The sequence below is a fragment of the Pseudomonas sp. HLS-6 TE3448 genome (assembly GCF_053629555.1).
In genome coordinates this window covers 4,560,776-4,583,296 of the sequence record NZ_JBRJIO010000001.1, presented here as the reverse complement: position 1 = coordinate 4,583,296, position 22,521 = coordinate 4,560,776, and the positions used below count along the sequence as shown (strand labels likewise).

At 58.6% G+C, this 22,521-nt stretch carries 37 protein-coding genes; 15 read left to right on the top strand and 22 right to left on the bottom strand.

Annotated features, from left to right (window positions below):
- Positions 1-60: 60 nt before the first annotated feature.
- From AB7M23_RS21035 to AB7M23_RS20975, 13 genes are all read right to left on the bottom strand, one after another.
- Positions 61-1,122: a tyrosine-type recombinase/integrase gene (locus tag AB7M23_RS21035; RefSeq protein WP_454241945.1), complete on the bottom strand. Its 1,062-nt coding sequence runs from the start codon at positions 1,120-1,122 to the stop codon at positions 61-63.
- A gap of 1 nt (position 1,123) precedes the next feature.
- Positions 1,124-1,366, bottom strand: a complete 243-nt coding sequence (locus AB7M23_RS21030) for a DUF4224 domain-containing protein (protein ID WP_454241944.1) — start codon at positions 1,364-1,366, stop codon at positions 1,124-1,126.
- Between the two features lie 39 nt (positions 1,367-1,405).
- Positions 1,406-1,729 carry a hypothetical protein gene (locus AB7M23_RS21025; RefSeq protein WP_454241943.1) on the bottom strand — a complete coding sequence of 108 codons (324 nt, stop codon included), beginning with the start codon at positions 1,727-1,729 and terminating at the stop codon, positions 1,406-1,408.
- A gap of 57 nt (positions 1,730-1,786) precedes the next feature.
- Positions 1,787-2,017 carry a hypothetical protein gene (locus AB7M23_RS21020; protein WP_454241942.1) on the bottom strand — a complete coding sequence of 77 codons (231 nt, stop codon included), beginning with the start codon at positions 2,015-2,017 and terminating at the stop codon, positions 1,787-1,789.
- A 28-nt stretch (positions 2,018-2,045) separates the two neighbouring features.
- Entirely contained in the window at positions 2,046-2,441 is a 396-nt protein-coding gene (locus AB7M23_RS21015; RefSeq protein WP_454241941.1) for a hypothetical protein, read from the bottom strand.
- The gene (locus AB7M23_RS21010; RefSeq protein WP_454241940.1) at positions 2,438-2,686 is read right to left on the bottom strand and encodes a hypothetical protein; all 249 of its coding nucleotides are present in this window, start codon (positions 2,684-2,686) and stop codon (positions 2,438-2,440) included. The genes AB7M23_RS21015 and AB7M23_RS21010 overlap by 4 nt, the downstream gene beginning before the upstream one ends.
- Positions 2,683-2,976, bottom strand: a complete 294-nt coding sequence (locus AB7M23_RS21005) for a hypothetical protein (RefSeq protein ID WP_454241939.1) — start codon at positions 2,974-2,976, stop codon at positions 2,683-2,685. The genes AB7M23_RS21010 and AB7M23_RS21005 overlap by 4 nt, the downstream gene beginning before the upstream one ends.
- Positions 2,973-3,407: a hypothetical protein gene (locus AB7M23_RS21000; RefSeq protein ID WP_454241938.1), complete on the bottom strand. Its 435-nt coding sequence runs from the start codon at positions 3,405-3,407 to the stop codon at positions 2,973-2,975. The genes AB7M23_RS21005 and AB7M23_RS21000 overlap by 4 nt, the downstream gene beginning before the upstream one ends.
- 83 nt (positions 3,408-3,490) lie before the next feature.
- On the bottom strand, positions 3,491-4,213 hold the full coding sequence (locus tag AB7M23_RS20995) for a hypothetical protein (protein ID WP_454241937.1): 723 nt from the start codon (positions 4,211-4,213) through the stop codon (positions 3,491-3,493).
- Positions 4,214-4,699: 486 nt separating this feature from the next.
- A complete protein-coding gene (locus AB7M23_RS20990) occupies positions 4,700-5,623 on the bottom strand; it encodes a DNA cytosine methyltransferase (protein ID WP_454241936.1) in 924 nt (307 codons plus the stop codon).
- 9 nt (positions 5,624-5,632) lie between these two features.
- On the bottom strand, positions 5,633-6,412 hold the full coding sequence (locus tag AB7M23_RS20985; protein ID WP_454241935.1) for a DUF2786 domain-containing protein: 780 nt from the start codon (positions 6,410-6,412) through the stop codon (positions 5,633-5,635).
- A 297-nt stretch (positions 6,413-6,709) separates the two neighbouring features.
- The gene (locus AB7M23_RS20980; RefSeq protein WP_454241934.1) at positions 6,710-7,123 is read right to left on the bottom strand and encodes a hypothetical protein; all 414 of its coding nucleotides are present in this window, start codon (positions 7,121-7,123) and stop codon (positions 6,710-6,712) included.
- Between the two features lie 13 nt (positions 7,124-7,136).
- Positions 7,137-7,898, bottom strand: coding sequence for a hypothetical protein (locus tag AB7M23_RS20975; RefSeq protein WP_454241933.1), 762 nt, complete (start codon positions 7,896-7,898; stop codon positions 7,137-7,139).
- Between the two features lie 98 nt (positions 7,899-7,996).
- On the opposite strand from AB7M23_RS20975, the gene AB7M23_RS20970 reads away from it, so the two are divergent.
- Positions 7,997-8,899, top strand: a complete 903-nt coding sequence (locus AB7M23_RS20970; protein ID WP_454241932.1) for a hypothetical protein — start codon at positions 7,997-7,999, stop codon at positions 8,897-8,899.
- A 118-nt stretch (positions 8,900-9,017) separates the two neighbouring features.
- Positions 9,018-9,233, top strand: coding sequence for a hypothetical protein (locus tag AB7M23_RS20965; protein WP_454241931.1), 216 nt, complete (start codon positions 9,018-9,020; stop codon positions 9,231-9,233).
- A gap of 100 nt (positions 9,234-9,333) precedes the next feature.
- Here the strand turns inward: AB7M23_RS20965 and AB7M23_RS20960 are convergent, their stop codons facing one another.
- The 7 genes from AB7M23_RS20960 to AB7M23_RS20930 all read right to left on the bottom strand — a co-directional run bounded on the left by AB7M23_RS20960 (position 9,334) and on the right by AB7M23_RS20930 (position 12,740).
- Positions 9,334-10,149: a DUF2303 family protein gene (locus tag AB7M23_RS20960; protein WP_454241930.1), complete on the bottom strand. Its 816-nt coding sequence runs from the start codon at positions 10,147-10,149 to the stop codon at positions 9,334-9,336.
- Positions 10,150-10,175: 26 nt separating this feature from the next.
- Positions 10,176-10,523: a hypothetical protein gene (locus AB7M23_RS20955; protein ID WP_163938918.1), complete on the bottom strand. Its 348-nt coding sequence runs from the start codon at positions 10,521-10,523 to the stop codon at positions 10,176-10,178.
- 252 nt (positions 10,524-10,775) lie between these two features.
- Positions 10,776-11,321 carry a hypothetical protein gene (locus tag AB7M23_RS20950; protein ID WP_330523676.1) on the bottom strand — a complete coding sequence of 182 codons (546 nt, stop codon included), beginning with the start codon at positions 11,319-11,321 and terminating at the stop codon, positions 10,776-10,778.
- The gene (locus tag AB7M23_RS20945; protein ID WP_454241929.1) at positions 11,318-11,587 is read right to left on the bottom strand and encodes a hypothetical protein; all 270 of its coding nucleotides are present in this window, start codon (positions 11,585-11,587) and stop codon (positions 11,318-11,320) included. Before AB7M23_RS20945 ends, AB7M23_RS20950 begins: the two co-directional genes overlap by 4 nt.
- 264 nt (positions 11,588-11,851) lie before the next feature.
- Complete coding sequence (gene csrA / locus AB7M23_RS20940; RefSeq protein WP_454241928.1) at positions 11,852-12,037, bottom strand: carbon storage regulator CsrA; 186 nt, start codon at positions 12,035-12,037, stop codon at positions 11,852-11,854.
- Between the two features lie 59 nt (positions 12,038-12,096).
- Positions 12,097-12,300 (bottom strand): hypothetical protein, encoded by a 204-nt coding sequence (locus AB7M23_RS20935; protein ID WP_454241927.1) that lies wholly within the window; start codon positions 12,298-12,300, stop codon positions 12,097-12,099.
- The gene (locus AB7M23_RS20930) at positions 12,297-12,740 is read right to left on the bottom strand and encodes a tellurite resistance TerB family protein (protein WP_454241926.1); all 444 of its coding nucleotides are present in this window, start codon (positions 12,738-12,740) and stop codon (positions 12,297-12,299) included. The genes AB7M23_RS20935 and AB7M23_RS20930 overlap by 4 nt, the downstream gene beginning before the upstream one ends.
- 656 nt (positions 12,741-13,396) lie before the next feature.
- Here AB7M23_RS20930 and AB7M23_RS20925 point away from each other — a divergent pair.
- Both AB7M23_RS20925 and rhuM read left to right on the top strand, forming a co-directional pair.
- Complete coding sequence (locus AB7M23_RS20925; RefSeq protein WP_454241925.1) at positions 13,397-13,702, top strand: DUF1654 domain-containing protein; 306 nt, start codon at positions 13,397-13,399, stop codon at positions 13,700-13,702.
- 88 nt (positions 13,703-13,790) lie between these two features.
- Positions 13,791-14,822, top strand: coding sequence for a RhuM family protein (gene rhuM / locus AB7M23_RS20920; protein WP_454241924.1), 1,032 nt, complete (start codon positions 13,791-13,793; stop codon positions 14,820-14,822).
- Positions 14,823-14,883: 61 nt separating this feature from the next.
- Here the strand turns inward: rhuM and AB7M23_RS20915 are convergent, their stop codons facing one another.
- The gene (locus tag AB7M23_RS20915) at positions 14,884-15,768 is read right to left on the bottom strand and encodes a LexA family transcriptional regulator (RefSeq protein WP_454241923.1); all 885 of its coding nucleotides are present in this window, start codon (positions 15,766-15,768) and stop codon (positions 14,884-14,886) included.
- 108 nt (positions 15,769-15,876) lie between these two features.
- Between AB7M23_RS20915 and AB7M23_RS20910 the strand changes: the two genes are divergently transcribed.
- The 11 genes from AB7M23_RS20910 to AB7M23_RS20860 all read left to right on the top strand — a co-directional run bounded on the left by AB7M23_RS20910 (position 15,877) and on the right by AB7M23_RS20860 (position 21,975).
- The gene (locus AB7M23_RS20910; RefSeq protein ID WP_454241922.1) at positions 15,877-16,083 is read left to right on the top strand and encodes a Cro/CI family transcriptional regulator; all 207 of its coding nucleotides are present in this window, start codon (positions 15,877-15,879) and stop codon (positions 16,081-16,083) included.
- A gap of 98 nt (positions 16,084-16,181) precedes the next feature.
- Positions 16,182-16,604 carry a phage regulatory CII family protein gene (locus AB7M23_RS20905; protein ID WP_454241921.1) on the top strand — a complete coding sequence of 141 codons (423 nt, stop codon included), beginning with the start codon at positions 16,182-16,184 and terminating at the stop codon, positions 16,602-16,604.
- A 143-nt stretch (positions 16,605-16,747) separates the two neighbouring features.
- Positions 16,748-17,413, top strand: coding sequence for a Rha family transcriptional regulator (locus tag AB7M23_RS20900; RefSeq protein ID WP_454242206.1), 666 nt, complete (start codon positions 16,748-16,750; stop codon positions 17,411-17,413).
- A gap of 11 nt (positions 17,414-17,424) precedes the next feature.
- Positions 17,425-18,192 (top strand): helix-turn-helix domain-containing protein, encoded by a 768-nt coding sequence (locus AB7M23_RS20895; protein ID WP_454242205.1) that lies wholly within the window; start codon positions 17,425-17,427, stop codon positions 18,190-18,192.
- A complete protein-coding gene (locus AB7M23_RS20890) occupies positions 18,189-18,857 on the top strand; it encodes a replication protein P (RefSeq protein WP_454241920.1) in 669 nt (222 codons plus the stop codon). The genes AB7M23_RS20895 and AB7M23_RS20890 overlap by 4 nt, the downstream gene beginning before the upstream one ends.
- A complete protein-coding gene (locus AB7M23_RS20885) occupies positions 18,854-19,057 on the top strand; it encodes a hypothetical protein (protein WP_454241919.1) in 204 nt (67 codons plus the stop codon). Before AB7M23_RS20890 ends, AB7M23_RS20885 begins: the two co-directional genes overlap by 4 nt.
- Positions 19,054-19,350, top strand: a complete 297-nt coding sequence (locus AB7M23_RS20880; RefSeq protein WP_454241918.1) for a DUF1364 domain-containing protein — start codon at positions 19,054-19,056, stop codon at positions 19,348-19,350. Before AB7M23_RS20885 ends, AB7M23_RS20880 begins: the two co-directional genes overlap by 4 nt.
- Positions 19,347-19,778, top strand: a complete 432-nt coding sequence (locus AB7M23_RS20875; protein WP_454241917.1) for a VRR-NUC domain-containing protein — start codon at positions 19,347-19,349, stop codon at positions 19,776-19,778. Before AB7M23_RS20880 ends, AB7M23_RS20875 begins: the two co-directional genes overlap by 4 nt.
- Complete coding sequence (locus AB7M23_RS20870; protein WP_454241916.1) at positions 19,775-21,052, top strand: tyrosine-type recombinase/integrase; 1,278 nt, start codon at positions 19,775-19,777, stop codon at positions 21,050-21,052. The genes AB7M23_RS20875 and AB7M23_RS20870 overlap by 4 nt, the downstream gene beginning before the upstream one ends.
- A gap of 16 nt (positions 21,053-21,068) precedes the next feature.
- Complete coding sequence (locus tag AB7M23_RS20865; protein ID WP_454241915.1) at positions 21,069-21,386, top strand: hypothetical protein; 318 nt, start codon at positions 21,069-21,071, stop codon at positions 21,384-21,386.
- A gap of 10 nt (positions 21,387-21,396) precedes the next feature.
- Positions 21,397-21,975 carry a hypothetical protein gene (locus AB7M23_RS20860; protein WP_454241914.1) on the top strand — a complete coding sequence of 193 codons (579 nt, stop codon included), beginning with the start codon at positions 21,397-21,399 and terminating at the stop codon, positions 21,973-21,975.
- Positions 21,976-22,082: 107 nt separating this feature from the next.
- On the opposite strand, the gene AB7M23_RS20855 is transcribed toward AB7M23_RS20860, so the two are convergent.
- Complete coding sequence (locus AB7M23_RS20855) at positions 22,083-22,484, bottom strand: type II toxin-antitoxin system HicB family antitoxin (protein ID WP_454241913.1); 402 nt, start codon at positions 22,482-22,484, stop codon at positions 22,083-22,085.
- Positions 22,485-22,521: the final 37 nt, after the last annotated feature.

Below are 22,521 nucleotides of genomic sequence, written 5' to 3'. Positions count from 1 at the left end.
GAACAGCACTCATGGCTGCTTCCAGATGCCGTTATTATGGAAGCGCTTCCAAAACTTTATTTATTTAGTGGGTTTTGCGAGCGCACCGACGCGTCGATAAACGCGCTCAGTGATGTCTCCTTTCGTGTGTCCGAGCAGCAGGCTGGCGTCCTCTACGTCCTTAATCTCAGAGGCGGCTTTCGGGCGGATGTCCCTGAATTGGAACTGGCTGATGCGTTCTGCCAGGTGATTGTCACCGGAAGCTACAGCCTCCTTCACAGCTTCCTCCCGCGCGTCGTCCCACCTGTGCCGCAGCATTGCGGCAGTCACCCGCTTTCCGGTGTCCGTCAGAATAAGGTACGGTGAGTTGTGCGCTTCGTTCCGCGCCAGTATGCGTCTGATCAGCGCGCCAAGGCCGCTTTCCTTCCCGTCCACTTCGAGCAGAATCCGAAGTTTTTTGTGGGTTTTCTTCTGCTTGACCCCTAAGGCACCGTCCTCGATGTCATCCTTTCTCATCACCAGCACGTCCGCAGGACGCTGGCCCGTCAAGTAAGCCAAGTCCATGGCGACCTTCATTTCATCGACTGCCTTCTTGTAGACCGCGTTCCAGATCGCATCATTTGCATAGAAGTCCCGCGGCGCTTCCTTGTTTTTGCGCACGCCTTGGCAGGGGTTTTCTTTAGTGGTGAGCCCCCATTCCCGTGCCATGTTGAAGACGTGGGAGAAGGTCGCCAGCTCACGGTTAGCACGCACCTTTGCGCTCCTCGCGTCGCGGTACTGGGCGATCTGTGCCGGCGTGATGCCGTCAATTGGAGCCTCTTCAAAGTAGGGGCGCAGCTGCCGCAGTTCTGCCAGATTGTCTTTCTGGGTGCGGGGGGCCTTCTTCGGGATGATGTCTCTCTCATACCGATCGAAGATCGCCCTCATGGTGCGAAGGTCTGCCGGTTTTTCCTTTGCCTCTAGCTCTGCCCATTTCAACCTTGCCAAGCTGAGGTCGGTGCCCAGAGCAATCTCCTTTCCTGTCTTGTCCCGGTAGTAGTAGCTGACCCAGGTTTTGCCCGGGTTCTTCTTGCTCTTGCTAGTACGCTTGCGCCGATACACGCCTGGTGGCAAGTCCCTGTTTGCGGTGCTTCTTGGGCGCATATCACCTTACCTTTGAAATATCTGGCGACCACGCAGGCGCTGATGATGGTGGCGGTGCTGTTTGCACTACCTCAAGGATCACGCCCAGTTTCATACGGGCGTACTGGCGGCCAACGAGAGGGCGACCACCGCGACTCTCAACGAAGTGCCAGTGACGCTCATTGAGCCAGCGGCGCTGCCAGCCCCTGGCCTTGTAGCCGGTCAGTTCAGCCAGTTCTGTGTCCGAAAGGATTTCGGTTTCCATGGGATAGGCTCCACGCCGCCGGCGGCGGCAGGTTAGTGGTCAGTCGACCTGGTAGTAGATGTAGCAGTTGACGCCCTGGCTCTTTAGCGACTCGTGCATTGCCCGCACGCCGGCGCTGTGCTGGTTTCCCTGACCAGGCCACGGCGTGTCGAGGTGGACGCCCTGCTGGTGGTAATGGCTCTTCTTCTGCAAGTAGCCCGGCAGGCTGGGCAACTGGCTGGCGCGCAGCCCCGGAACAGGTATGACGACGCGGTCGAGGTTGGCGCTGCCGCCGTCATTGGTGCACGCCGCAGCAGCGGCTTTTCCGGCCTCGGTGGCGATGCGCACCTTTTCGGGTAGGCCGGCCAGTTCTTCTTTTGTCACGGCAATAGCTCTCCATGCCCGCCTACCGGCAGGCTTGAGTTGTTGTAGGGGGAGGGGTTAGCGCTTTTCGAGGTCGGTTGTTACTGCTTCAACTATCACCCGTCCGACGATTCGGGTGCTGGCGGTATGGTCCTTGAACACTTTGTTCAGACGGTTGATCGCTGCCTCTTTCGCCTGCCGGTAAACCTGATCGATTGTGCAATCCGGCCCCCAGCTACCCAGGCTGGACAACTCCAGGGTGATGGTGACTTTGGCACTGGTCGTGGTTCTTGCGATTGGCTTGCTCATAGCCTGGACCCCTTCCAAATCAGATCTGTCATGTTCGACCCTCCTTTCGGCGCTCCACGTCGATCTGGTCGTACAGGGCATCCACTCGCTTCTGTTTGCGGTTGATCGCTTCTGAACGCTTCAAGTGTTCCGACATTGCCTTGCTGTAGGGCTCGATCTTCTCGATGAGTCGCAGCCGCTCATGGGGGCAATTCGACTCGTTGAACTTCTTGGCCAGACGGTCGCGCTCACCGAAGTCGAGGTGGTCGAGGGCGCGATTCTCTTTTTCCATTTCGGCCAATACATCCGCCGACTGCCGTTTCCAGCGAAGGTAAAGAACGTCGCTTTTCTTCGGCTTGAGGAAGAAATGTTGGGACCTGATCCAGTCCAGCAGGTCATCCTTGGTCATTTCGTCGAGCACATCCTTTCGAGAACTCTTGCTCACAGCGAATACCTCTCTTCATTCCAGAGCGCTGGCGCCTGTGTAGGGGTAGGGGTGTCTTGTTCGTGCGGGGAGAGCTGGGGCTGGTTGCCGGCCTGTAGCTGGCTGTCGGGGATGCAACTGATGCCGACCCCATTCAGCAGGTAGCAGGTCACCCCGCGCTGGCTGTCGTGCTGCACATCGATGACGTTCTCGGTTGCGCTGGCACCGGTGGCCATCAGCAGGAGGCAGAGGGCGAGGCGGGTCATGGTTGCACCTCGGCGTTGTAGCGCTCGTAGCCTTCGCCATATTCGTGGCAGTACGTTGCCGGCCAGCATCCCCGGGTACCCTCGGGAACCAAGTTGTACATGCGGTCATAGGTGCCATGACCTGGGGTCGTCTTAACCCAAACGTGAACAGGGCCACCGAGCGCCCAACCGGGATACCGTTTGATTGCCGCTGCCATGAAGACGTCAAGGTCGTGATGCCCTTTGCTCATGACGATGCAGGTGTCTTCGCCGACGCTTTGCACCTCCAGCGGATACTGTTTCAGTCTCATGGCTTCACCTCACGGCGCGCCCACTGCACATGCGGGCCGTCTTCCGTGTCGAAGATGCCCATCAGGAACCACTCAGGACCTGGCGACTGCGGATCCCAGCCATTGCAGTGGGCTTCACCGTCCCAGTACGGGTGGCGAAGCAGGTCGCCATCCATGTCGCTCGTCTTCAGCTCAAGGCCCTGCTCGGCCGCCCAGGCCTTGAATGGACCAGGGTCTTCGGTACCGCCAAAGTCTGGAATGCCTGGGTGGCACCACCAGCCGTCCTTGTCACGCTTCACCTCAACCGGGCCGAAGGTCTTGTCCGCCGAGTGGGCGGCGCATGGTGTTATGCGGTAAACGTTCGAGTACTGGCCATGGCCGTCACTGAAAGCCAGCGTACAGCCGCAGTCGGCCGGCTTATCGTTGACGAATACGATCTTTTCTTCAGACATGACTTCGTCCTTGCCGCCATATCGCGGCTGTTCAATAGAGGGGAGAGGGGTATTTCGAGGTGGAGTACAAATGTACTCTTTGGTCAGCTTGGCTTTGTGTCGGCGTTCAGGGAGTCATGGAAAGCAATCACCGCTCGATTGTATGCAGCGGAACCCTGCACGCTCATGCCGATGATCCGCAGTAGCTCTCGCGCCGAGTGCTCCTGCTCGGCCAGCTGGGCGCTCAGGTTGTCGCGCTCTTCTTCGAGAAGGATGATTTCGTAGCCGCTATGGCGGCACCGCTCCAGCTCGCCAGCCGCCGCTGGATCGACATCGAAGTGGTCTCGCAGATCATCTTCTTTCCAGTGGCTGCCCCATTCGCCTGTGCAGCCGATCTGGTGGCTGCCGATGAACTCATCCAAACCGGTCTCGGCTTCAAGCGCGATGATCATCTCGACCACCTCGGCGCGACCTTGGGCGCGGGCAACCAGCAGCTCCTGCTTCAGCCGCTCAACCTCGCCAGGATCGGCGTTGGTGTAGAGCGGGGTTTCGACCTTGCAGCAGATCTCGAAGGCATCGCCGCAGTCTGCCTTGGTCAGCACGGAACCATTGGCGTAAAGCACAGCAACCGGCTCGCGCTGGTGCTGCCCAGGATGCAGCGGTAGCCGCCCGCGACACGCATCGCATGCGTGGATATGCCGATTCTCGACGCCGCTCAGTAGGCCGCTTCCGTGCCACGGGTGGTAATCAGGGGTGACCCCACAGTAATCGCAGGGCGGATAGCTGCTTGGCTCGGCGTGGGGCTGCTCGGCCAGCTGTATCTGCATCTTACGCAGTAGAAGTTCAGCTTCTCGCTTTGAATCCAGGGCGCTATCGCCTGTATGCGCCTCGCCAAGCGCCTCAATAGCTGCCTGTGCTCTGACAATTTTTTCGGTGTTGCTGGATCGGTTTTCTGCGGGCATGGGATACCTATTGGTCAGCTACAATTAACGATTCATGGGTAGGGAATGGCTATGACTACTTACGCGGTGACTGCGGCTAGGTACGACGAAGGCAAACAGCTTGTCGCGCTTCAGGGACAGGAAACGCACGGCTCTCCGGCCGCCTTAACTGAGCTTTCGAACAACGTGCGCGACTTTTCTGTTTCGGAAGTACTGCGGTTGATTAAGGAAGGGGACAGCTTCCACCCTTTATTCCGATCGGAAGGAGTCCTAGCTGGTTCAATAGTCCCTGATGGAAACGGGTCGCTGACAGAGGACCAGTGCGTGCCAGGAAGACAAATTTCCGATCTTCCTAGATTCTGAAGGCGAAGATCACGCGGCTTTCAGCAGCGCTTCTATCACTCGCTGACCAGCCAGCGGCGGTACTGCGTTCCCGGCCATGTGCATGGTCAGCCGGTGGTTGTCCGGACGCAGGGTGTCTGCTGGAAAGGACATCGCGGCCAAGGCCTCGCTGGCGCTGAGCATCCGCATGCGGTCGCCGTCGACCAAAGCCCAGCGGTCCAGGGTAGTGATGGTGCCAATCGGCCGGTTGATGTCGCGGCCTGTGGTGCCAGAGCCTTTGCCGTAGTAGGGCATGATGAACCGGTCGCCGAAGCGCTGGCGACCGTTGCGCACCCGGTCAAGAGTGGCTTGGGCCCGGCCCGGCTTGTCGATCGGTGACCAGCGCCCGGCATCAAAGTCGAGGAAGCTGGCGGCCGGCACATGCCGGTGTCGGTGAAGCTCTAGCATCAGTGGCGCCTTGCTGCGGGTTAGCACCAAGAACAACCGCACGCGGTGTTGCGGTACACCCAGGTCGGCACAGTCAACGACATGCGGTGCGACCTGGTACCCCAGCGCCTGAACTGCCGCAACCCAGGCCGGGTACAGCGCCCAGTCGGTGAACTCTTCTACGTTCTCCACCAGCCCCGCTTCCGGCCGGTGAAACTCCAAAGCGGATACCACCGCCCAGGCTGTCGAGCGTGACGAGTCGTGCTGCGGGTTTCCCGACTTCTTGCCTCGGGCCTTCGAGTGGCCTTGGCAGCATGGCGAGGCCAGCAGCAGATCGTGCGCGGGCACCTGTTCCCATCGGGCCTGATGCAGATCTTGGCAGACGTGCTCGGCATGTGGATGGTTGGCTGAATGCCACTTCACGGCCTCAGGCCAATGGTTGGCCGCCCAGAGAACCTGGACGCCTGCGGCGCGCGCGCCGGTGCTCCATCCGCCGAGGCCGGCAAACAGGTCGATTGCTTTGGTCATGCTCGATTCTCACGCGCTTGCCAGCTGAAGTTGCTCATTGCCGCCTGTTGCAAGGCCAGGGTTTAGCTCAACGCGCTGACCCGCGAGGAGCCCGGCGATCTGTGCATTCACATCGAGCTCGAACTCCCGCGCCTTCCGAGGTTTTCCAATCTCCTGGCCTGCCAGGTACTGATCGATCAGAGCTTTGTCCTGAGCCTCCACTGCCACCAAGACTTGCCCGCTGGAGTGCTGGGCCAGTGCGCGATCTTCTTCGCCGCGTGGTACAAGTTCGTGAATTTTCCCGTACACAGCGGACACCCACGCGAGTGCAAAGTGATCACCTGCGGTCTCTGGCGAGTATGAGCTGCGTCGCTTGCCTGCTCGCACCTGCGAAACGTACTCGCGTCGGGCGAGCGTCAGCTTTGTGAGTAATGCTTCGTAGGCGTACATGGCGATCTGCGGCGCTGGTGTCACGCCGACGAACAAAGCTCGATCAACCCTTCGGTGAGTGGATTCGCACCAGTGCCTATATGAGAGCGGTCGAACGCCGAAAGCGCGGGCAACAATCGCACTCAGATGGCGATCCCAGGTCGGTCGGCGAGTGGCTCGCGCCATTCCTGACTCAACCTCGCCTACGTCGCTTAGGCGCACGTCCATTTCACTGAGGCGGTACTCACGCATCAGCGACTGCGCCTGGCGCATTGCAGTTGCGGCTTCGTTCTCGTTCGAACTCTTAGAGAGGGCCAGGCAGCGCTTGATCTTGCGGATAACCCGCTCGAGTTTGCTTTCGTCGTGCTGTTGCTCGGTCATGTTGTGGTCCTTGCGTGCAGGCGCCGCCCTCGCCGGGGTGGCGTGATCGTTATCGTTGAATAGGGAAGGCGCTGGCGGGCAGCGCTTGGGAAGCCAGGAAAGGCGATCAGAAGAGGCGGATTTTTAGAAGGTGCATATCAAGGCAGAACTAACCGCCCACCTTTTGGAGGTCCACCTATGAAACTACTTCGCTTGATCCTCGATGTTCTCAAGATCGCCTACCGCATCGCTGTTCTAATTCAGCAACTGCTTAGCGGCGGGTTCATTGCATGACTACAGAAGACGCCGCAGGAGGCGTTAGGCCGCGCGGACCTTGAAGCTGAGCATGGCCGTAGCATCGTCGTTGAAGCACTCGGCTAGCTCTTGATAGGCCCGGTACTTAGCCTGGCTGCGAGTGGCTGCCCATATGCGCCGCACATAGTGGCGCGCATCGCCAAGCATGTACCGAACGTCATCCCAGTCGTACATGCCGTTGGTGAGCACTTCCCACTGTTTTAGCGGGAGCTCTTCGGCCATTTCGCCGTACTGCATCTCCCAGGTGGGGTGGTAGTTGCGGATGCGCTTCTTCGGGTCGCTGTCGAGGATGACACCGATGTAATGCCCGCGGTCGGCGATGATTACGCCAGGCTCGCCATTGGCGATCACGCGGCGCCCGACCTCGGCCGGCACGCCGTAGTGGTTGCGCACATAGGCGCAGTTGTAGTTGCTCATGGGGCGCTCCTGGTCAGGCAGCTTTCGCTTCGGTTTGCTGGGCGACGATAGCCTTGGCGGCGTGGTTGATCAGGTACAGCCGACTGATCAGGCTGTCTCGCGGCTTGTCGATGGTGATCTCCCAGTAGTCGCAGCCCAGGCCCAGCAATTCGTGGTGCTCGCTCATGAGGTGACTGGCCTGCTCGGTGAATTCGACGTGGTCGGCTTCGTACAGGCGATCATTCAGGGAATCCCAAAAGTCGTGGCCGTCTTCGCCATATTCGATGGCGGCGAGCTGCGCTTTGACCAGGTTGCGGAGCTCGTCCCATCGGCCTGCTTCACCAACCCCGCCGTCGTTACGCATCCACTCAGGCAGGGCGGCGTACTGGTCGTCGTCATGGGTGTTTTCGCATATCTTGCTGCAGACACCCGTCACAAGTGCAGCGCGAAAGGCATCCTCATCAAACTCGCGCTCGCGGCAATGCTCTTCGAGTTTCGAGTGGATGTAGTAGCCGATGTCGTCACCGGCCAAGAACTCGATGCCGTAGGAGAGTCCGACGTTGAAGGTCAGGCCGTCGATGTCGCCGACAGTAGCAATGCCGAAGCGGGTGATCAGGATGTCGAAGGCGTAGCAGTTGGTGCCCGGGGCTTTGCAACGCCAGGCCTTCAGCTGATCGGTGTCGGCCAGGACGGTGTACTGGTGGTCCTTCAAGCACTCGGCGGCGCGTTCCCGGCGCTTGGCCTCTTCGGCTTTGCGCTGAGCGATCCATTCCTGGTGGCGTTGTTCATCGTTCATGGCTTTCTCCATGCAGGCGCCATCCTCGCCGGGGTGGCGTGATTCGTTGAAGTGGGGTATCTGTGTTCGGCCCGGCATGGGGCCGGAGGGTCAAAGATATGACGATCGACTTCGAAAAGGCAGTAAGCCGAGCTACAGCAGATTTCTCTGCGATGACTGCGGAAGAGCTGGATGCATGGAACGATATGAATGATGCGGAGCATCGCTCTCAGTATTTAAGGTTTATTGAGGGGTACCATAAAGGTCACTGTTATCTTTGCAATAAGGACTTCAAAACTGTTAGTAAAGAGACTCCTTGCGTTCACTGGTTGCTCAGAAGGGGTAAATTTAAAAACAAAGATATTGTTCTGGTTGCGCAGAAATTTGGATACATCAATATCTGTGCATATCTGAGGTGGTGTGCCAATGCTGAAAAATTGGTCGCGAATATAAATGATCTTAAAGATGAAGCTCCTGTAGGGAAAGTCTTAAGCTCAACAATAAAATGGAAAAACATTGAGTGGTCGTTCGATTGCTCGCCTAACGATTTTGCCGGGCATGGTGGTTCGCATTCGAATTTTCCACATTACCATTTTCAGATGAGAATCGACGGTAGGCAGTTTATAAATTTCAATGACTATCACTTGCCGTTTAGTAATCACGATCTCTTTGTGCTTCGACTCTCAAAAGAGCCTGGGATGCATTTTGATTTTGGAAGCCATGGCATGGGAATGCAAGACGCTATGGATATCGATCCCGAAGATATCGTCAACTACACCTCGCCCACTGAGAACGAGGAAGAGGCTGTATTCAACATACAAACCATGATCATGGCGCCAAACAAACCTATCAGAGGGGAAGACATCGCCGCAGCGCTTGAGGAAAGTAAGAGAACAGGAAGAACAATGGCATCTATATTTCGAGAAAAATTCGATGGGGCCGACGTAGAAGTGAAATCAGTCGTAAGCCCATCCGAAACTGTACCTAAAATTACACCGCGTACTGAACATAAGCCGAGGTAAAGGCGCCTCGCGGTTAACCTGGTCTGTGCCGCAGCCGAATGCGGGTAGGCATGGTAGCTATTTGGGGGCGGATGGCGTATTACGGATGGCCGGCATGGGGCCGGGTTAAGGAGCAACAATGAAGGATCAAGAGTTTCTGGCTGAGTACGGCCGCCTCGTTTGCGAGGTGCAGGCCAAGGCCGCTGCGGCCGATCGATATGCGAAGCATGATGATCCGAATCGTGCAGGACGTGATGAGGAGTTCGCAAGAGTTCAGGAAGAGCTGATGGTAGCTATGCACAACTTGGAGGAGTTTTGGCGGAAGGTCCATTCTGGCCAGATTCAGTTGGCGTGATCACTTCGTCCCCCGGATCCTGCTGAATCATCAGCATGCTCTTGCGGCTGAACGCCAGCGCCACAGACCACGGAATCGTGATTTGTGGCGCTGAGTTAGCTTACTTTGCGTCGAAGGTTCCAAGGGATAGGACAGCAGCACTGCCTACCTTCTCTTCAAGCACTGCCTTGAACTCCTGGGCAATCTCTTCGCGCTGAGCCTCCTCGCCGATCCAGCGCAGCTTCAGTACCGGTTGCGAGCCACTGGTGATGACCGATACGCGCAATCGGATTACCCGCTCGCCCAGTCCCTCGAACGGGATGACCTTGAAGTCCAGCCAAGCCGGCAAGGTTTCTTTGCTGCTGGCCTCGATCTGGTCCATGGTGCTGCGGCTGGCGCGGGTCTCGCCAACTGCATGATCGCTTTCCGACGAGGCTTTCACGGTGATGGTGCGCACTGCAGCGATTGCCTTGGCGATCGACATTCCGGTGCCATCTTCGGCCGTGGCCACCAGGTGCTGGTGCCAATCTTCAATCCAGTCGCTCATGGCCTTCTGGTTCAGGGCCTGGCCGCCTACCGCCTGTACGGCGGCGAACGCTGCCGAGGCCTTCAGGCGCAGCACAGCTCGATCATCGGCGTGGCCAGGGTTCAGTGGGGTGCCGATGTTGAAGAGCACAACGCAGCTCATGGCGTCCTGGTCGATGAAGCCTTTGGCGTCAGGCGCTGCGCGCTCCACGACGTACCCGCTGAAGTCAGCCAGCGAATGGGTGGAGTAGGTGCCACGGAAGCGGCTACGGCCTGCCTGGAAACGTTCCAGGTCGATAACCGTGGCGCTGTCAGGAACCAGAACAGCAGGGGTGTTGGTCGGCAGGACTTTGCCAGCTGCGGCCAAGGCGTTATCGGTGATGAGCTGGAGTGCTTCTTTGCTGAGAGACATTCGTTTTTTCCTTGCAGGCGATGAGGTTAGTTGCGGGGAATTACAGGCGCTTGTTCACGACTGAACAGCTGGTCGTGCTTTTCGGGGAACAGGGAAAGCTTGCCGCCGACGCCGACGTGCATTGGTGTATCGAGGCTGGTGTTCTCGCTGCGGGTGCCGCGCTTGGTTGGCACCTTGTAGTCGAGCTTGTGCTTGATCTTGACCTGGCTCGACTCGCCAATCTGGCTGAAGTCGAGAGTGATAGTCAGCTTCCCGGCTTTGCCGTGATCGACGACGCCGGCGGCGACTTCGGAAAGGGCGTGGCCGATCTGGCTGGCGAAAGCGCCGCCGTTAAGCTCCTCGAGGAACTCGGCTGTATCGGTTGGGGTTGGCATGATTTCGTCTCCGTGGGCAGGATTCCGCTGGGTGGTAGGTCGATATGCTGCTGGCGCCGGCCATGCCGGACGCGGTTTGAAATTCGGCGGATCATGGGTGGCACACCTCCAGAGCTCGCTGGCGTGTGCCGGTCGTGGGCATAACGCAAAGCTGCTGATCGCTGGTGCGATAGACTCCCCAGGCTGTGCTGGTTGCTCTGGCCATGCAGGCGGCGTACTTGATCGCCTCCAGGTGATTGGTGGTGGCGATGATCATTGGTCGTGCTTCGCTCTACTGCTGATCGGCCTGGCAGGGAAGTCGATCTCGTAGTCGCTGATCAGCCGGTCCAGCAGCTTGTCGCTGATGCCCATCTGCTTGGATGCCTGGTAGCGCGATAGGCCGCCATCACGCAGTGCCTTCAGCTGCTCCAGCTTGGCCGCATCCGCCACCCGATCGATGGCTCTGCCCTTGCCGCGTCGTGCGGTACTGACCTTGAACAGGAAGCCGCCTTGCTTGGCGATACGATGCAGCGTGGCCGTGGAGTAGCCGGTCGCTCTGGCCGCTTCGTTGTAGGTCATGGTCTTGGCCATTTCGCGGATCTGCTCGATGCGCCTGGCTTCTTCATCGCGGTGCTTCTGCGCTGCCGCCTTGCGTTCGCCGACCGGTAGCTGGTTGTTGAACTGGGCTTGCGGTCGAGGGACGTACTCGAATGGCTTTCCCACGGTCACCTGACCACCATCAGCGAAGAAGCGGTCGATCTTCGCGTTAAGGTCAGCCAGGATCTGATGGCGCGGATCTGGGATAGGTTCGCCGATCATTGCCGCTGCACCAGCTTGCGACCTGCAGCTGCCTCCATGGCTTCAACGAATACCATCGCCGCCTTGTAGCTGAAGCAAAAGCCTTTGGTCTTGCCGGTGGCCAGCTCCACGACGTGATAGGCCTTGCCCTTGGTGACTACCTGATAGCGAACAGTCTGCACTGGAGCTGGTCGACCGATCATTGCGTAGAAGTCCGGGGTCGCGAGGTGGGCGCGCAGGCGAAGGGCAGCTACGCCCTCCACGCGCTCCTGCATGGCTGGGTGCATGTTGGATTCCTCTAGGTTTTGATGCCCGTCGACCGGGCGGGGAAGGGCTAGCCGGCGGTGGCTGCATTGGAGTGTGATCTGGCCGGTACTGATCTCCGGCTTGGCGGCCTAACTCTCTGATGTCTCAGTAGCCAGCCAACGAGACTAGGTTTGCGCATCAGCCTGCGCATCCAGATCACACACCGATGCAGCCTGGTGATGGGGAACCAGGTGATCGGGCAGTTAACGTCAGGCTGACGTGGCGCTGGTTGTTCTTTGGCGGAGTCAGGCGGCTTCAGGGCTGCGCTTCTCGGCCTGGATGCGCTCATAGATCTCTTCGCGATGCACGGCAACGTCTGCCGGTGCAGCGATCCCCAGCTTCACCTGCTGGCCCTGGACGCTTAGCACGGTCACGCTAATGTCGTCATTGATGCGGATGGTTTCGCCAATGCGGCGGGTGAGTATCAACATGGTCCTACTCCTTGGTTGTCATCCCGCTGCCCACTCAGTGAATGGGCAGAAGTGATGCTCTATTGCTCGGTGCGCAGCTCATGTCGCGGTGTCCAGCCTGTTGGCATCTTCACCATGCAACCGACGCCAAACGCATAGCGGGTTGTGCGATCTGTTTGGTAGCCGTACCAGGCGCAGCCGGTCCAGTTGGCCAGTGACATGGCCGCCATGAACAAAGCCAGTGCTCCGACGCTGACGATCAATGCCGCCCGCGACGCCTTCATACTTCGATGCCGTAGTCTTGAGGGCGCAGACCGAAGTGCAGGCCGATTTCCTTCAGGACGACCAGCTCTGCCTGTTCGATCTCGCCGTCGGCTTGAGCGATGGCGATCATGTTCACGAAGGCTTCCTCGGCATCAGCCTGGACGTTCTTCACGTCGGCCAGTTCGCGCTTGATCGCCAGGCGCCCGACTTGGAAGTTGGCATTGAGTTGCGCGGTGAAGCGGTTGATGGTGTCGGTGATTTCGCTGCCGAAGTGCGCCAGGTTTGGGTTTGCGCGGATCAGCTCGTCGAGCTTGGCGACTTCGGCGGCTTCAATCTCGCCGTCAGCTGCGGCGATCAGCAGGCCGCCACCCACAATGGCCTGCATCAGGTCACGGTTGACGACCTTCTTCATCTCGGCCTGAGCGTTGCCGACTTTCTTGCCAAAAAATTTGCCGAACATGGTGTTTCCTCTGGTTGGGTGATTTCCCGTCTGGCCCTGTCACCAAGGCCAATCGGTGAAAGCTCCCGGCCTCGCTACTGGCGACAGGCCGGGTGTATTGCGTCAACGGTGATCAGTTCGCTTCCCCGCTGCTGATTGCAGGTCCGCGATTCGCTGGGGTGGGCCGCGAGCTTCCTCCAGCGCCGTCAATCAGCGGTGACGGCGCCTTCAAAGGTCCATGCGAGATGCAGCGCTAAAGCTCTGTTTGGCCCCGGTTGAGTGGGTCAGGGCTGCATCAAGTCCGGCGCCCCTCATAGCCGAAGCTCAGGGCGCTAATTCTGTTGCTTGCACCGGCTTACCGAGGTCGATTCGGCCATGCTCAGGGAGTGTCGCCACTGTGAGCACTGAGCAACCAGGGAGCCTCAAGGCTATGGTCACGCTATCCGCCTTTCCCGGCCGGTGCTTTGAAACGTCAGGTTGTGTAAAGAGCGGCGACCTTGAGGGTCGCGGCCAAGTCCGAACCGGGCTTGGTGTTGAGACAAAGTTAACCGGCGGTAATTTTTACGTCAATACCGGCGGTTAATTATTTTTTCGGAATTAAGGGTTAGTATTTTTCGATTGCTGTACGGATATACAGTTGTCGGAGGTGAGAAATGGGAGCGACGCAGGAAATGGCTATGCCAGCACAGCGTGAGAAACTGACCGGCCTGGAGCGCCTCGGGCTACGAGTCTCAGCAATGATCAATTCACCGCTGGCTCAGCAGGGGAGGAAGGTGCTGATACACCGGCTAGACACGGATAGCGATCAGGACTGGGAAGTGATGATGGATCTGCTTGCAGAGACTGATGGTCTGGAAATGACCTTCTGCGATGACGGGTCGGTGATCCTGGAATGGGATGCACCAACTGATGACGATCGGGTGATCGAAATGGAGTGGGAGGTGGAGTCGGTGGAGCGGGAAGAGGAGGAGGCGCCTTTCTGATCTAAACGGGCAAAGCAAACTGCGAGAGAACCTTGTTCTGCTGATGGCATAATGGCATTTGATTTTTGACCTGGCACTGGAGCTGACAATGCCAAAGGATATACAGCCTTACCCTGTGGTTTCCGAAAAAGCCATGCTGTTCGCGGACGATGGCGTCGAAGTCAGCTTGAGATTCGATCCCGAGGAGCAGTCGATTTGGGCTACAGGCCAAAATATTGCTCAGCTTTTTGGTGTCGATTACTCGAATATTTTGAAGCACATCAAAAACGTTTATGCCGACGAAGAGCTTGAGAAAGCAGCAACCATGGCAAAATTTGCCATAGTTCAAATTGAGGGTGGCCGGGAAGTAATGCGGCAAGATGTGCCTCACTACAACCTCGATATGATTATCTCTATTGGCTATCGGGTAAACGCCAAGAGAGCTGTCAGGTTCCGTCAATGGGCTACCAAGACCCTCAAGGCTTTCATTGAGCAAGGCTACGTCATCAACGAGAAGGCTTTACGGGAATCTCCCGAAAAGCTGAACCAGCTGGCTGCTGCCGTGCGAGCCCTTCGCTCGGAAGAGAAGCAGGTGTACGCCAAGGTCCGGGAGTGCTTCAAGATATGCTCATCTGACTATGATCCTGGATCTAAGCAGGTCAGGAGTTTCTATGCGCTTCTGCAGGACAAGTTTCATCACGCAGTAACAGGCATGACGAGCTCCAAACTTATTCTCGATCGGGCCGATCATCATGCGGAAGGCATGGGCGTTCAGACGATGCGTGGCGATTTCCCTACGCTTGATGAAGCCAAGACGGGCAAAAATTACCTGCGTAGCGATGAGCTGTATCGACTGCACATCCTGTCGGAGCAATTCATGCTTTTCGCCGAGGGTACAGCGCTTGCGAAGCGCGAGATGACAATGGACTCTCTGCACAAACAGCTAGATCGACTGCTGGTCCTCAACGACTATCCGGTTTTTAGCGGATACGAAGACTTCATCAAAGAGGAGGCGGTGAACCATGCAAAGCAAGAGCTCGGCCTCTATAAAAAACGCAAGAAGATTGAGGCTTTAGGTTATGCGTACGACGAGGAAGCCCTGGCCGCTGGTGAGTATGACGAACTGCTGATCGAGCATTGAGGTATAGAGAGCTGGATAGTGGCCTCTGTCCAGCTGCTCATGTTGCCTCGGTGCAATATCGTTAAACCTTGCGAGCATTCCACACAAGAAGCACCTTGGCATGGATCGTCACGTCATCGATCCGAGCCTCGAGATCCTTGTTCTTCGGGTTATCCGAGATCAGCCAAACATGATCCTCATCCTTCCGCTGTAACCGTTTGATGAGCAGGTCGCCATGCCAGCTCAGCACGTACACCCCTTCACCTGCATAGTCATTGACACCACGGTCAACAATCACGGGGTCCTTGTCGTTGATCGTGCCCTCCATGCTCTGACCCCATCCAGTGATGATCGCCAATGCTTGAGGGGAGGTGTAACTCACGCCCTTATCACGCAGCAGCTCCTCGCGAATGACCACGTTCCGGATTACTTCGTTGTACTCCGGAGGCAGCTGGCCATGGCCCATTGCGGCGCGGACGTCGTACTGTGGAATTGAGATGTCGCCAGTGTGCACAGCCGGAGCCGACAGCGCCTCGCTGCGTACCAAGGGCGCAGTCTCCTCAGCCAGGCTGTCAGCCACGGCCTGCGCAATCTTGCTCTGGGCGGCAGCATCAAGAGACTTCCCTCCATGCTTTCGCAGCATCTCCAGCACCTTTTGAGCTGCACCTTCAGAGGCTGATTTTGCGCCCTCAGAGCGAGCTCCCTGAATTCCGGCGATCTCACTGTCCAGCCTCGGGCTGAACCGCCGTACGGGCTCGTTGAGTAGGCGTGAGAGAACCGCAGCGAACTTCGCATTCAGCGGGTTGGTGCCATTTAGGTACATGGCGACACCAGCTGGCGAAATATCCGCTGCTTCAGCGATCTTGGCTTGGGTTAGGCCAAGGGCGTTTTTCTTCGCCATGAACAACGCTTTCGCTGCGTCGCACTCGGCTTTCAGCTCGGGGGAGAGTTCTTTCTTTTTGCTCATGCGCGGATTTAACCGGAGGTTAATAAAAAACACCTCAACCGCCGGTGTTGCTATAGAGCTAACCGGCGGTTAATATTTGAGTGAAACCTGTTTCTTTGAGGCAACGAAATGAAAAAGACGCCACTGCCAGATCTGGTCCAGCGAATTGGTCAGTCAGCTGTCGCCAAAGGCCTTGGCGTAAGCGCCCCTGCTATCGCGAAGGCCTTGAAAGCTGAGCGAGAAATCTTGGTCACCGAGCATGAGGACGGCTCCTTTACGGCCGAGGAGATAAAGCCATTCCCGGCTCATGTCTCCTCACAGAAATCCGCTGCATGACCAGTTCCTACTGAACGCAGTGTGGCTGCAGGGTTTGTATGCAAATGATCGCCGCACCAGCGTTAGCCAACCACTGAAATAGATTTGAGGTTTTACGGATGGACAAGTTTTTGCGGGCCTGCCACGACGCAGTCAAGGACAACGATGCCAAGACCCTGAGCGCAAAGATGGGCGTTCCCCACGTCAGTCTGCTGCAACGCGCCAACCCGGATAACGATGCTCACCACCTGACCATCGAGCATCTGTTCGGGATTCTCCTGCACACCGAAGACATGCGCCCACTGAAGGCGCTGGCGGATTCGTTCGGTTTCGACCTGGTAGCGAAGGAAGCACCAGTTCCCAAGGCGCTCACTGCAGCAATGATCAGCGTCGGCAAGGAAGTAGCTGAGCTGACTATCGCTGTACACGTGGCGCTCGAAGACAACCACGTCACCCAGATCGAGAAAGCCCAGATCAGCAAAGAGATTGATCACGTCCGCAAGAGCCTGGACGAGATGGCCTCATCGGTTAAGGCCGCCTGAATCGCAGGCACAAAAAAGCCGGTGGCTAGACCGGCTTCTTCAACAACAACGTGGAGTCGATTATGCACACTGCAATCGATGCAGGCAATAGCGCCACTGTCGCGTCAGGTTCTGGCATCACCGCGAATCTGTCGCGTCAGGTCATGTCGTCGCGAGAGATCGCCGAGCTGACCGGGAAAAGCCACGACAACGTGCTGCGCGATGCCCGCGCCTTGGTCAAACAGGGTGTCCTCAAATCTGAGGAGACCCCCTACACGCACCCGCAGAACGGCCGGGTCTATCCAGAGTTCTTGCTTAGCCAGCGTGACACGCTGGTGCTGGTCTCTGGGTACAACGCTCAACTGCGCGCCAAGATCATCGACCGCTGGCAGGAGCTGGAGAGTGGGGTGGTTGCTCGCCTCCAGGTGCCGGCCAATTTCGCTGAGGCATTGCGCCTCGCTGCCGAGCAGGTTGAACAAAACCAAAAACTGCAGGGTGTCATCGAGCGCCAGGCTCCGAAGGTAGCTGCTATCCAGCGTCTTGCTGGCGCCGGTGGAGCGATCTGCATCACTGATGCGGCCAAGCATCTGCAAGTTCCGCCCTCGAAGCTGTTCGCCTGGCTTCAGCAGCATCGCTGGATCTTCCATCGCAACGGATCGACGCGTTGGATCGCCTATCAGCCTCGCATCAGCGCCGGCCTGATGGTCCACAAGGTCACCGCCCTGAAGCCTGATGCCGAAACCGGTGCCGATCGCGCTGCATATCAACCCCTCGTCACCCCGAAAGGCCTTGCTCTGCTGGCCGAAAAGAATATTGGAGCCTCGCTGTGAGTGTTCAAGCTATGACCTGGGCGCTCTCTCGTCGCGACCTCGGGAAAGACTCAAGCGCACGCCACGTGCTGCTGTGCCTTGCCAACTATGCCGGTACCGATGGCCGTGGCGCCTTCCCATCGGCCAAGACCTTGACCGAAGACACGGGCCTCTCTGAGCGCACTGTGCGGTCGAAGCTGGATCTACTGGAAGAGAAGGGTTTGATCGTTCGAGGTAACCAGGCACTGGCTGCTGTGTACATCGATCGTCACGACCGCCGCCCTGTGGTTTACGACCTCCAGATAAAGCGGGGTGCAGTGGCTGCACCTCGTAATGAACGGGGTGCAACTGACGACACGGGGTGCAACGTACAGCAGAACGGGGTGCAATCTACGACAGAACGGGGTGCAGCCATTGCACCCAATCCGTCACTTAACCATCAAGTAACCGAAGAGCAGCAGCCGCGCGAGTTGCAGGAAGTGATCCCCGATCAAGACCGCCAGGCGCTGGAGTCTCAGGACGACCTTCAACGGTTCGCCATGTTCGCCGAATGGAATCCACCGGTCGACAAGGTGTCCGCCCAACTTACCCTGGCCGGGCTCACCCTCGAAGCGCTCACCGAAGAGGCGCTGAAGGGCTTCCTGGGTTACTTCGTCGCTAGACCCAAGGTGTTCGACAGCAACGGCGGCTGGTGCTTCCGTCTGGCCAAGTGGCTCAAGAGCGAGAAGGCCAAGGCTGCAGCCGAAGCAGAGCTGGACGAGACCAAATCCAACTGGGCACAGAAGGGGGTGCGCCTGTGACCGCGACCAATGTTCGACAGCTTCTTGCCAGTCGCAAAACTGATCCGACCTACCAGTCACCGGCTGAGCCAGGCCACGTACCGATTGATCCAGCAACCCAGCAGGTGATTGAGGATTTATTCCTGCGGTTGCGCGGCGCCTGTGGTGCTTGGCGCCAATCCTGGCCAACGCCTTCCGTGATGGATGCGGCCAAGCTGGAATGGCTCGGCGAGTTCATGCGTTCCGGGATCACTCGCCTCGAGCAGATCGACCACGGCATGCGCGTGCTGAGCGCGAGCAAGTCCGCGTTCGTTCCGGCGCCGGGGGTGTTCGTCAGTTGGTGCTTCGCGCCGGAAGGCCTGGGCCTGCCCAGCGTCGAAAAGGCCTACGCCCAAGGCCTGCGCAACTGCCATCCAGCTATGCGTGGATCGGCGAAGTGGATGCATCCAGCCGTTTACCACGCAACTGCTGCCGCCGGTTTCCATAGTCTGCCGCTGATGTCCCGTGAGCTCGGGCTGATCTGCTTCGAGAAGCACTACCTGGTGCAGTGCAGGAAAATTTGGAAAGGCGAGAGCCTGGGGCCGGTACCGGTTGCCGAGCTTGCTGCACCGCCCGCGCCACGCACTCTCGATGTGGGGCGTGCCGCGCTGCAGGCGCTGCGTGCGGGTCGAGGTGCACGCGCATGACCGATCCGATGCTGGCTGCGCCCGACCTCGCCGAGTACCGATGGGCGCTGTATGCCTGCGGTCACCTGCTGGATCTCACCAATAAACCCCAGCCGCCTGTTGGTCTGTACCGCGACGAAGCATCGGCGCGAGCTCACGGCCTGCGTATGTGGCCATCCACTTTCACTGTCATCGATCTTCACGGAGACGACCGCCAATGAAGCAATCCAAGCTGACCAAGGCCGCGCGCGGTCGGGAGTGCCAGGTGCGCATTCCTGGTGTTTGTAACGGCAATCCCGAAACCACCGTGCTTGCTCATTACCGGATGTCCGGCACCTGCGGCGTCGGCATGAAGCCGAATGACCTGCAGGGTGCTCATGCTTGCAGCGCCTGCCATGACGCTTGTGATGGCCGCAGCAACGTTGTCGACCGTGAGGCGGCTCGCCAGTACCACGCCGAGGGTGTTATGCGCACCCAGGCTCTGCTGATCCGCGAGGGGGTGATTGCCGCATGAAGACCGCCAAGCCAGCGCTATTCGGCACGAAGAAGTCCCGCACCAAGCCTGTTGACCGCGAAGGCCTGGAGCAGGCTGCACTGATGACCGAAGTGCGGCTGCGCTATCCCGATGCGGCAAAGCTGCTGTACCACGTCCCGAACGGTGGGCACCGGGTCAAGGCCGTGGCTGCGAAGCTCAAGGCCCAGGGCGTGAAGGCCGGCATTCCCGATCTGGTGCTGCCGATGGCGCGCGGCGGCTATTTCGGCCTGTACATCGAGTTCAAGGCCAAGCCGCCGTTCGACGCTGCTGTGTCGCCGAGCCAGGATGCCTACATTCAGGCGCTACTCGATCAGGGGTATCTGGCGATCGTCTGCCGCGGCGCCATCGATGCGCTGGAGGCAATTCGCGCTTACCTGCTGCAGCCGCAGACCAAGGTGGCCGCATGAGCAAGACGCTGACCGTTACCTTGTCCGATGCCGAGATTCGCCGGCATGCGGAGAGCGAGGTTCGCGACCTTCGAGACACTCGGCAGCCTGCATTCCGTTTTCGATACAAGCAAGACCGCACGCGCGGCTCTTGGTACCTAGTGCATGGCAGTAAATGGAGCAAGATTGCCAATTATCCCGACCTCAACACAAAGGCGGTGCTGAGCGTATTGCCGGCCGTCCGCGCCCGGATGGTTGGCGAGCCAGGCGCAAACGCAGCTGTGGGTACATGGCTCACCACTGGCCAGTTGTTGAAGTGGTTCGACGAGCGCATGAGCAAGGACCGCAATCTGTCGGATAAGCGTAAGTCCACCGCGCACTCCGCCATGACGAAGCACCTGATCCCTCGCTTGGGCGATCTGCCTTTGGCTGAGGTGAGCAAGTCCGAGATTGATCAGCGCCTGATGTGGCCGCTGCAGGCCGAGTTGTCGCTGGAGTACCTGCGTCTGATCTTTCGTCTGCTGGCCTTGGCCTTCAAGCAGGCGGCCCGGCTGAACATGATCACCACTAATGGCATGGCAGCCATTCGCTTCAGTGACTTCTCCAAGGCCAAGATCAAGCCCAAGCCCGCCCGCCTGCGGGACGTTCAGGTTGAAGGGTTGCTGAGCCAGCTGGAAGGGCATTTCGCTCAGGTTCCGGCCGAGGCCATGCTGGCCCTGATGATGCTGTGCCACGGCACCCGCGTATCGGAGACTCGTCTGGCGGCTTGGCGGGACTTCAGCCTGGATGAGCGCCAGTGGCATATCCCGGCCAAGAACACCAAGACCCGGACCGAGCTGACCTTGCCGCTGACCGAGCAGGTGTGCGGTTTGCTTCAGCGCTATCGCCAGGCGCAGATCGCAAGCGGATACAGCGGCCTGTACCTGTTCCCGGCCAAATCCGGCAAGCCATTGAGCGACAGCCAGGCTTTCGCGATCTTCACCCGTCTCGGTCGTGGCGAGTGGACCAGCCATGACCTGCGCAAAGTGGCCCGCACCGCCTGGGTGGACCTGGGGATCGACTTCCTGATCGGAGAGCTGCTGCTCAATCACGCAATGGGCAGGAACGTGCAGACCTATATCCATTCGTGGGTGGAGACGGGCAAGCGCGAGGCTTTGGAGAAGTGGCACCACTGTCTTGATGGGCGTGGTTTTGCCTCGATCCACACCATTGCCGAGCCATTACGCGAAGTTTCTTGTTTTCCCGTGGAGGCTGCGATTAACGCGGGCTCCAGCCCTTTCACTGACAAACCATAGGCGAGGATTCAAAGGCATGAAAAAGAGCCATGGCCCCGCCTTCCGCAAGCAGGTGATCGAGCTGGCCCAGTGTCCAGCATGCCGGGGGATGGCGGTCATCGAAGGGGTGTTTCACGAGATGGCCTGCGTGCAGTGCAACGCCTCTGGCTGGGTAGTGGCTGCGACTGGCGAGGCGTTGCCGGTTGACGAGCTGGTCACCCAGTTGAGCCTGCGGTTGCAGGCCGCGCAGCGACAGATCGAACAGTTGAACAAGCCAGCGCTCATTGGGCCGGCTGCGCAGTACCAACAGAACAACCGCCGCGGTGCCGGCGGAACGAATTACACCGGGGATTGAGGGGAAGGACATGATCTATAGCAGCGTACTGGCGGCGGTCGTTTCGGCCCTAGCGGTGGAGGCAATCGACAACACCAGCAAGCAGGCCTGGCAGAAACTCTATCAGCCGGGCAGCGAGGACGGCCATGATCTGGCCACGCTGAGCCGTTCAGTAGAGGATGGTGGTATCACTCGGCGCGATGCTGATTGCTGGGTGTTTGCCAGGCTGCACAGTCAGCTTAAGCCGCGGCACTGGGATGCTCTGGTGGCGAAGTACAGCACCCACAAGGGCCGCAAGGTTCAGTCCATCGGCCGGCTGCATCCGCTAGTTGCGTCGCATGCGCCACATCTGTTCATCGTTAGTGCGGTAACGGCCTGGGCGATTCCAAAGCTGAAGGGGGCTGATGGCAAGCGCTCCAGCGACATGATTGTGCTTCCAGCCGAGTACTACGACATCAATCGCTGGGATCCTGAGGCGCGCCCTGAGCGCACTCGGCGCCGATGGAAGAAGGGCATCGAGGATGTACTGGAGGCAATGGTGAGCGAGGCGCTGGAGGCTGCCTCCACTATCCTCGACTACGAAGGTCTCTCGATTAAAAATGCCGCTTGACATCAAATGGCCGCGTGGCCGATTATTTCCCCATCCTGTCATTCCTGCGCGTGTTGAGGAGTGACCCCGAAAAGCCCGACCATCGTGTCGGGCTTTGTCGTTTCTGGTTACTTGCCCAGCTTCTCCATGGCAGCATCAGCCAGGAAGGACGACCGGCTTTTGACATTATGGTCGCGCACATATCGGTCGATCTGCTGAATCACAAAGCCGGGAAGAGTGACGTTGACCTTCTCGGTCTTGCCCAGGTACGGGGTGATGTCGATTTCAAGCATGCCCCAGCCCATGTCTGCAAAGTCCGGATTGCTCCGATGCGCTGCAGCAGTGGTTGGCAGCGGGATAGCCTGGCCGCTCGAAGCGATCTCCTCGAGCATGATGTGAGCGACCTCGACAGCGGCGGTGTAGGCCTCTTCAAATGTGTCACCGGCAGTCACTGCCCCTGGAATGTCCGGCACTTGGATGCCGACTGCGGTTTTCTCGTCGCCCCATTCGATACAAATCGGATACTGCATTGTTGTCTCCTGCGAAGGTGCAAAGGGTGAAGCCGGG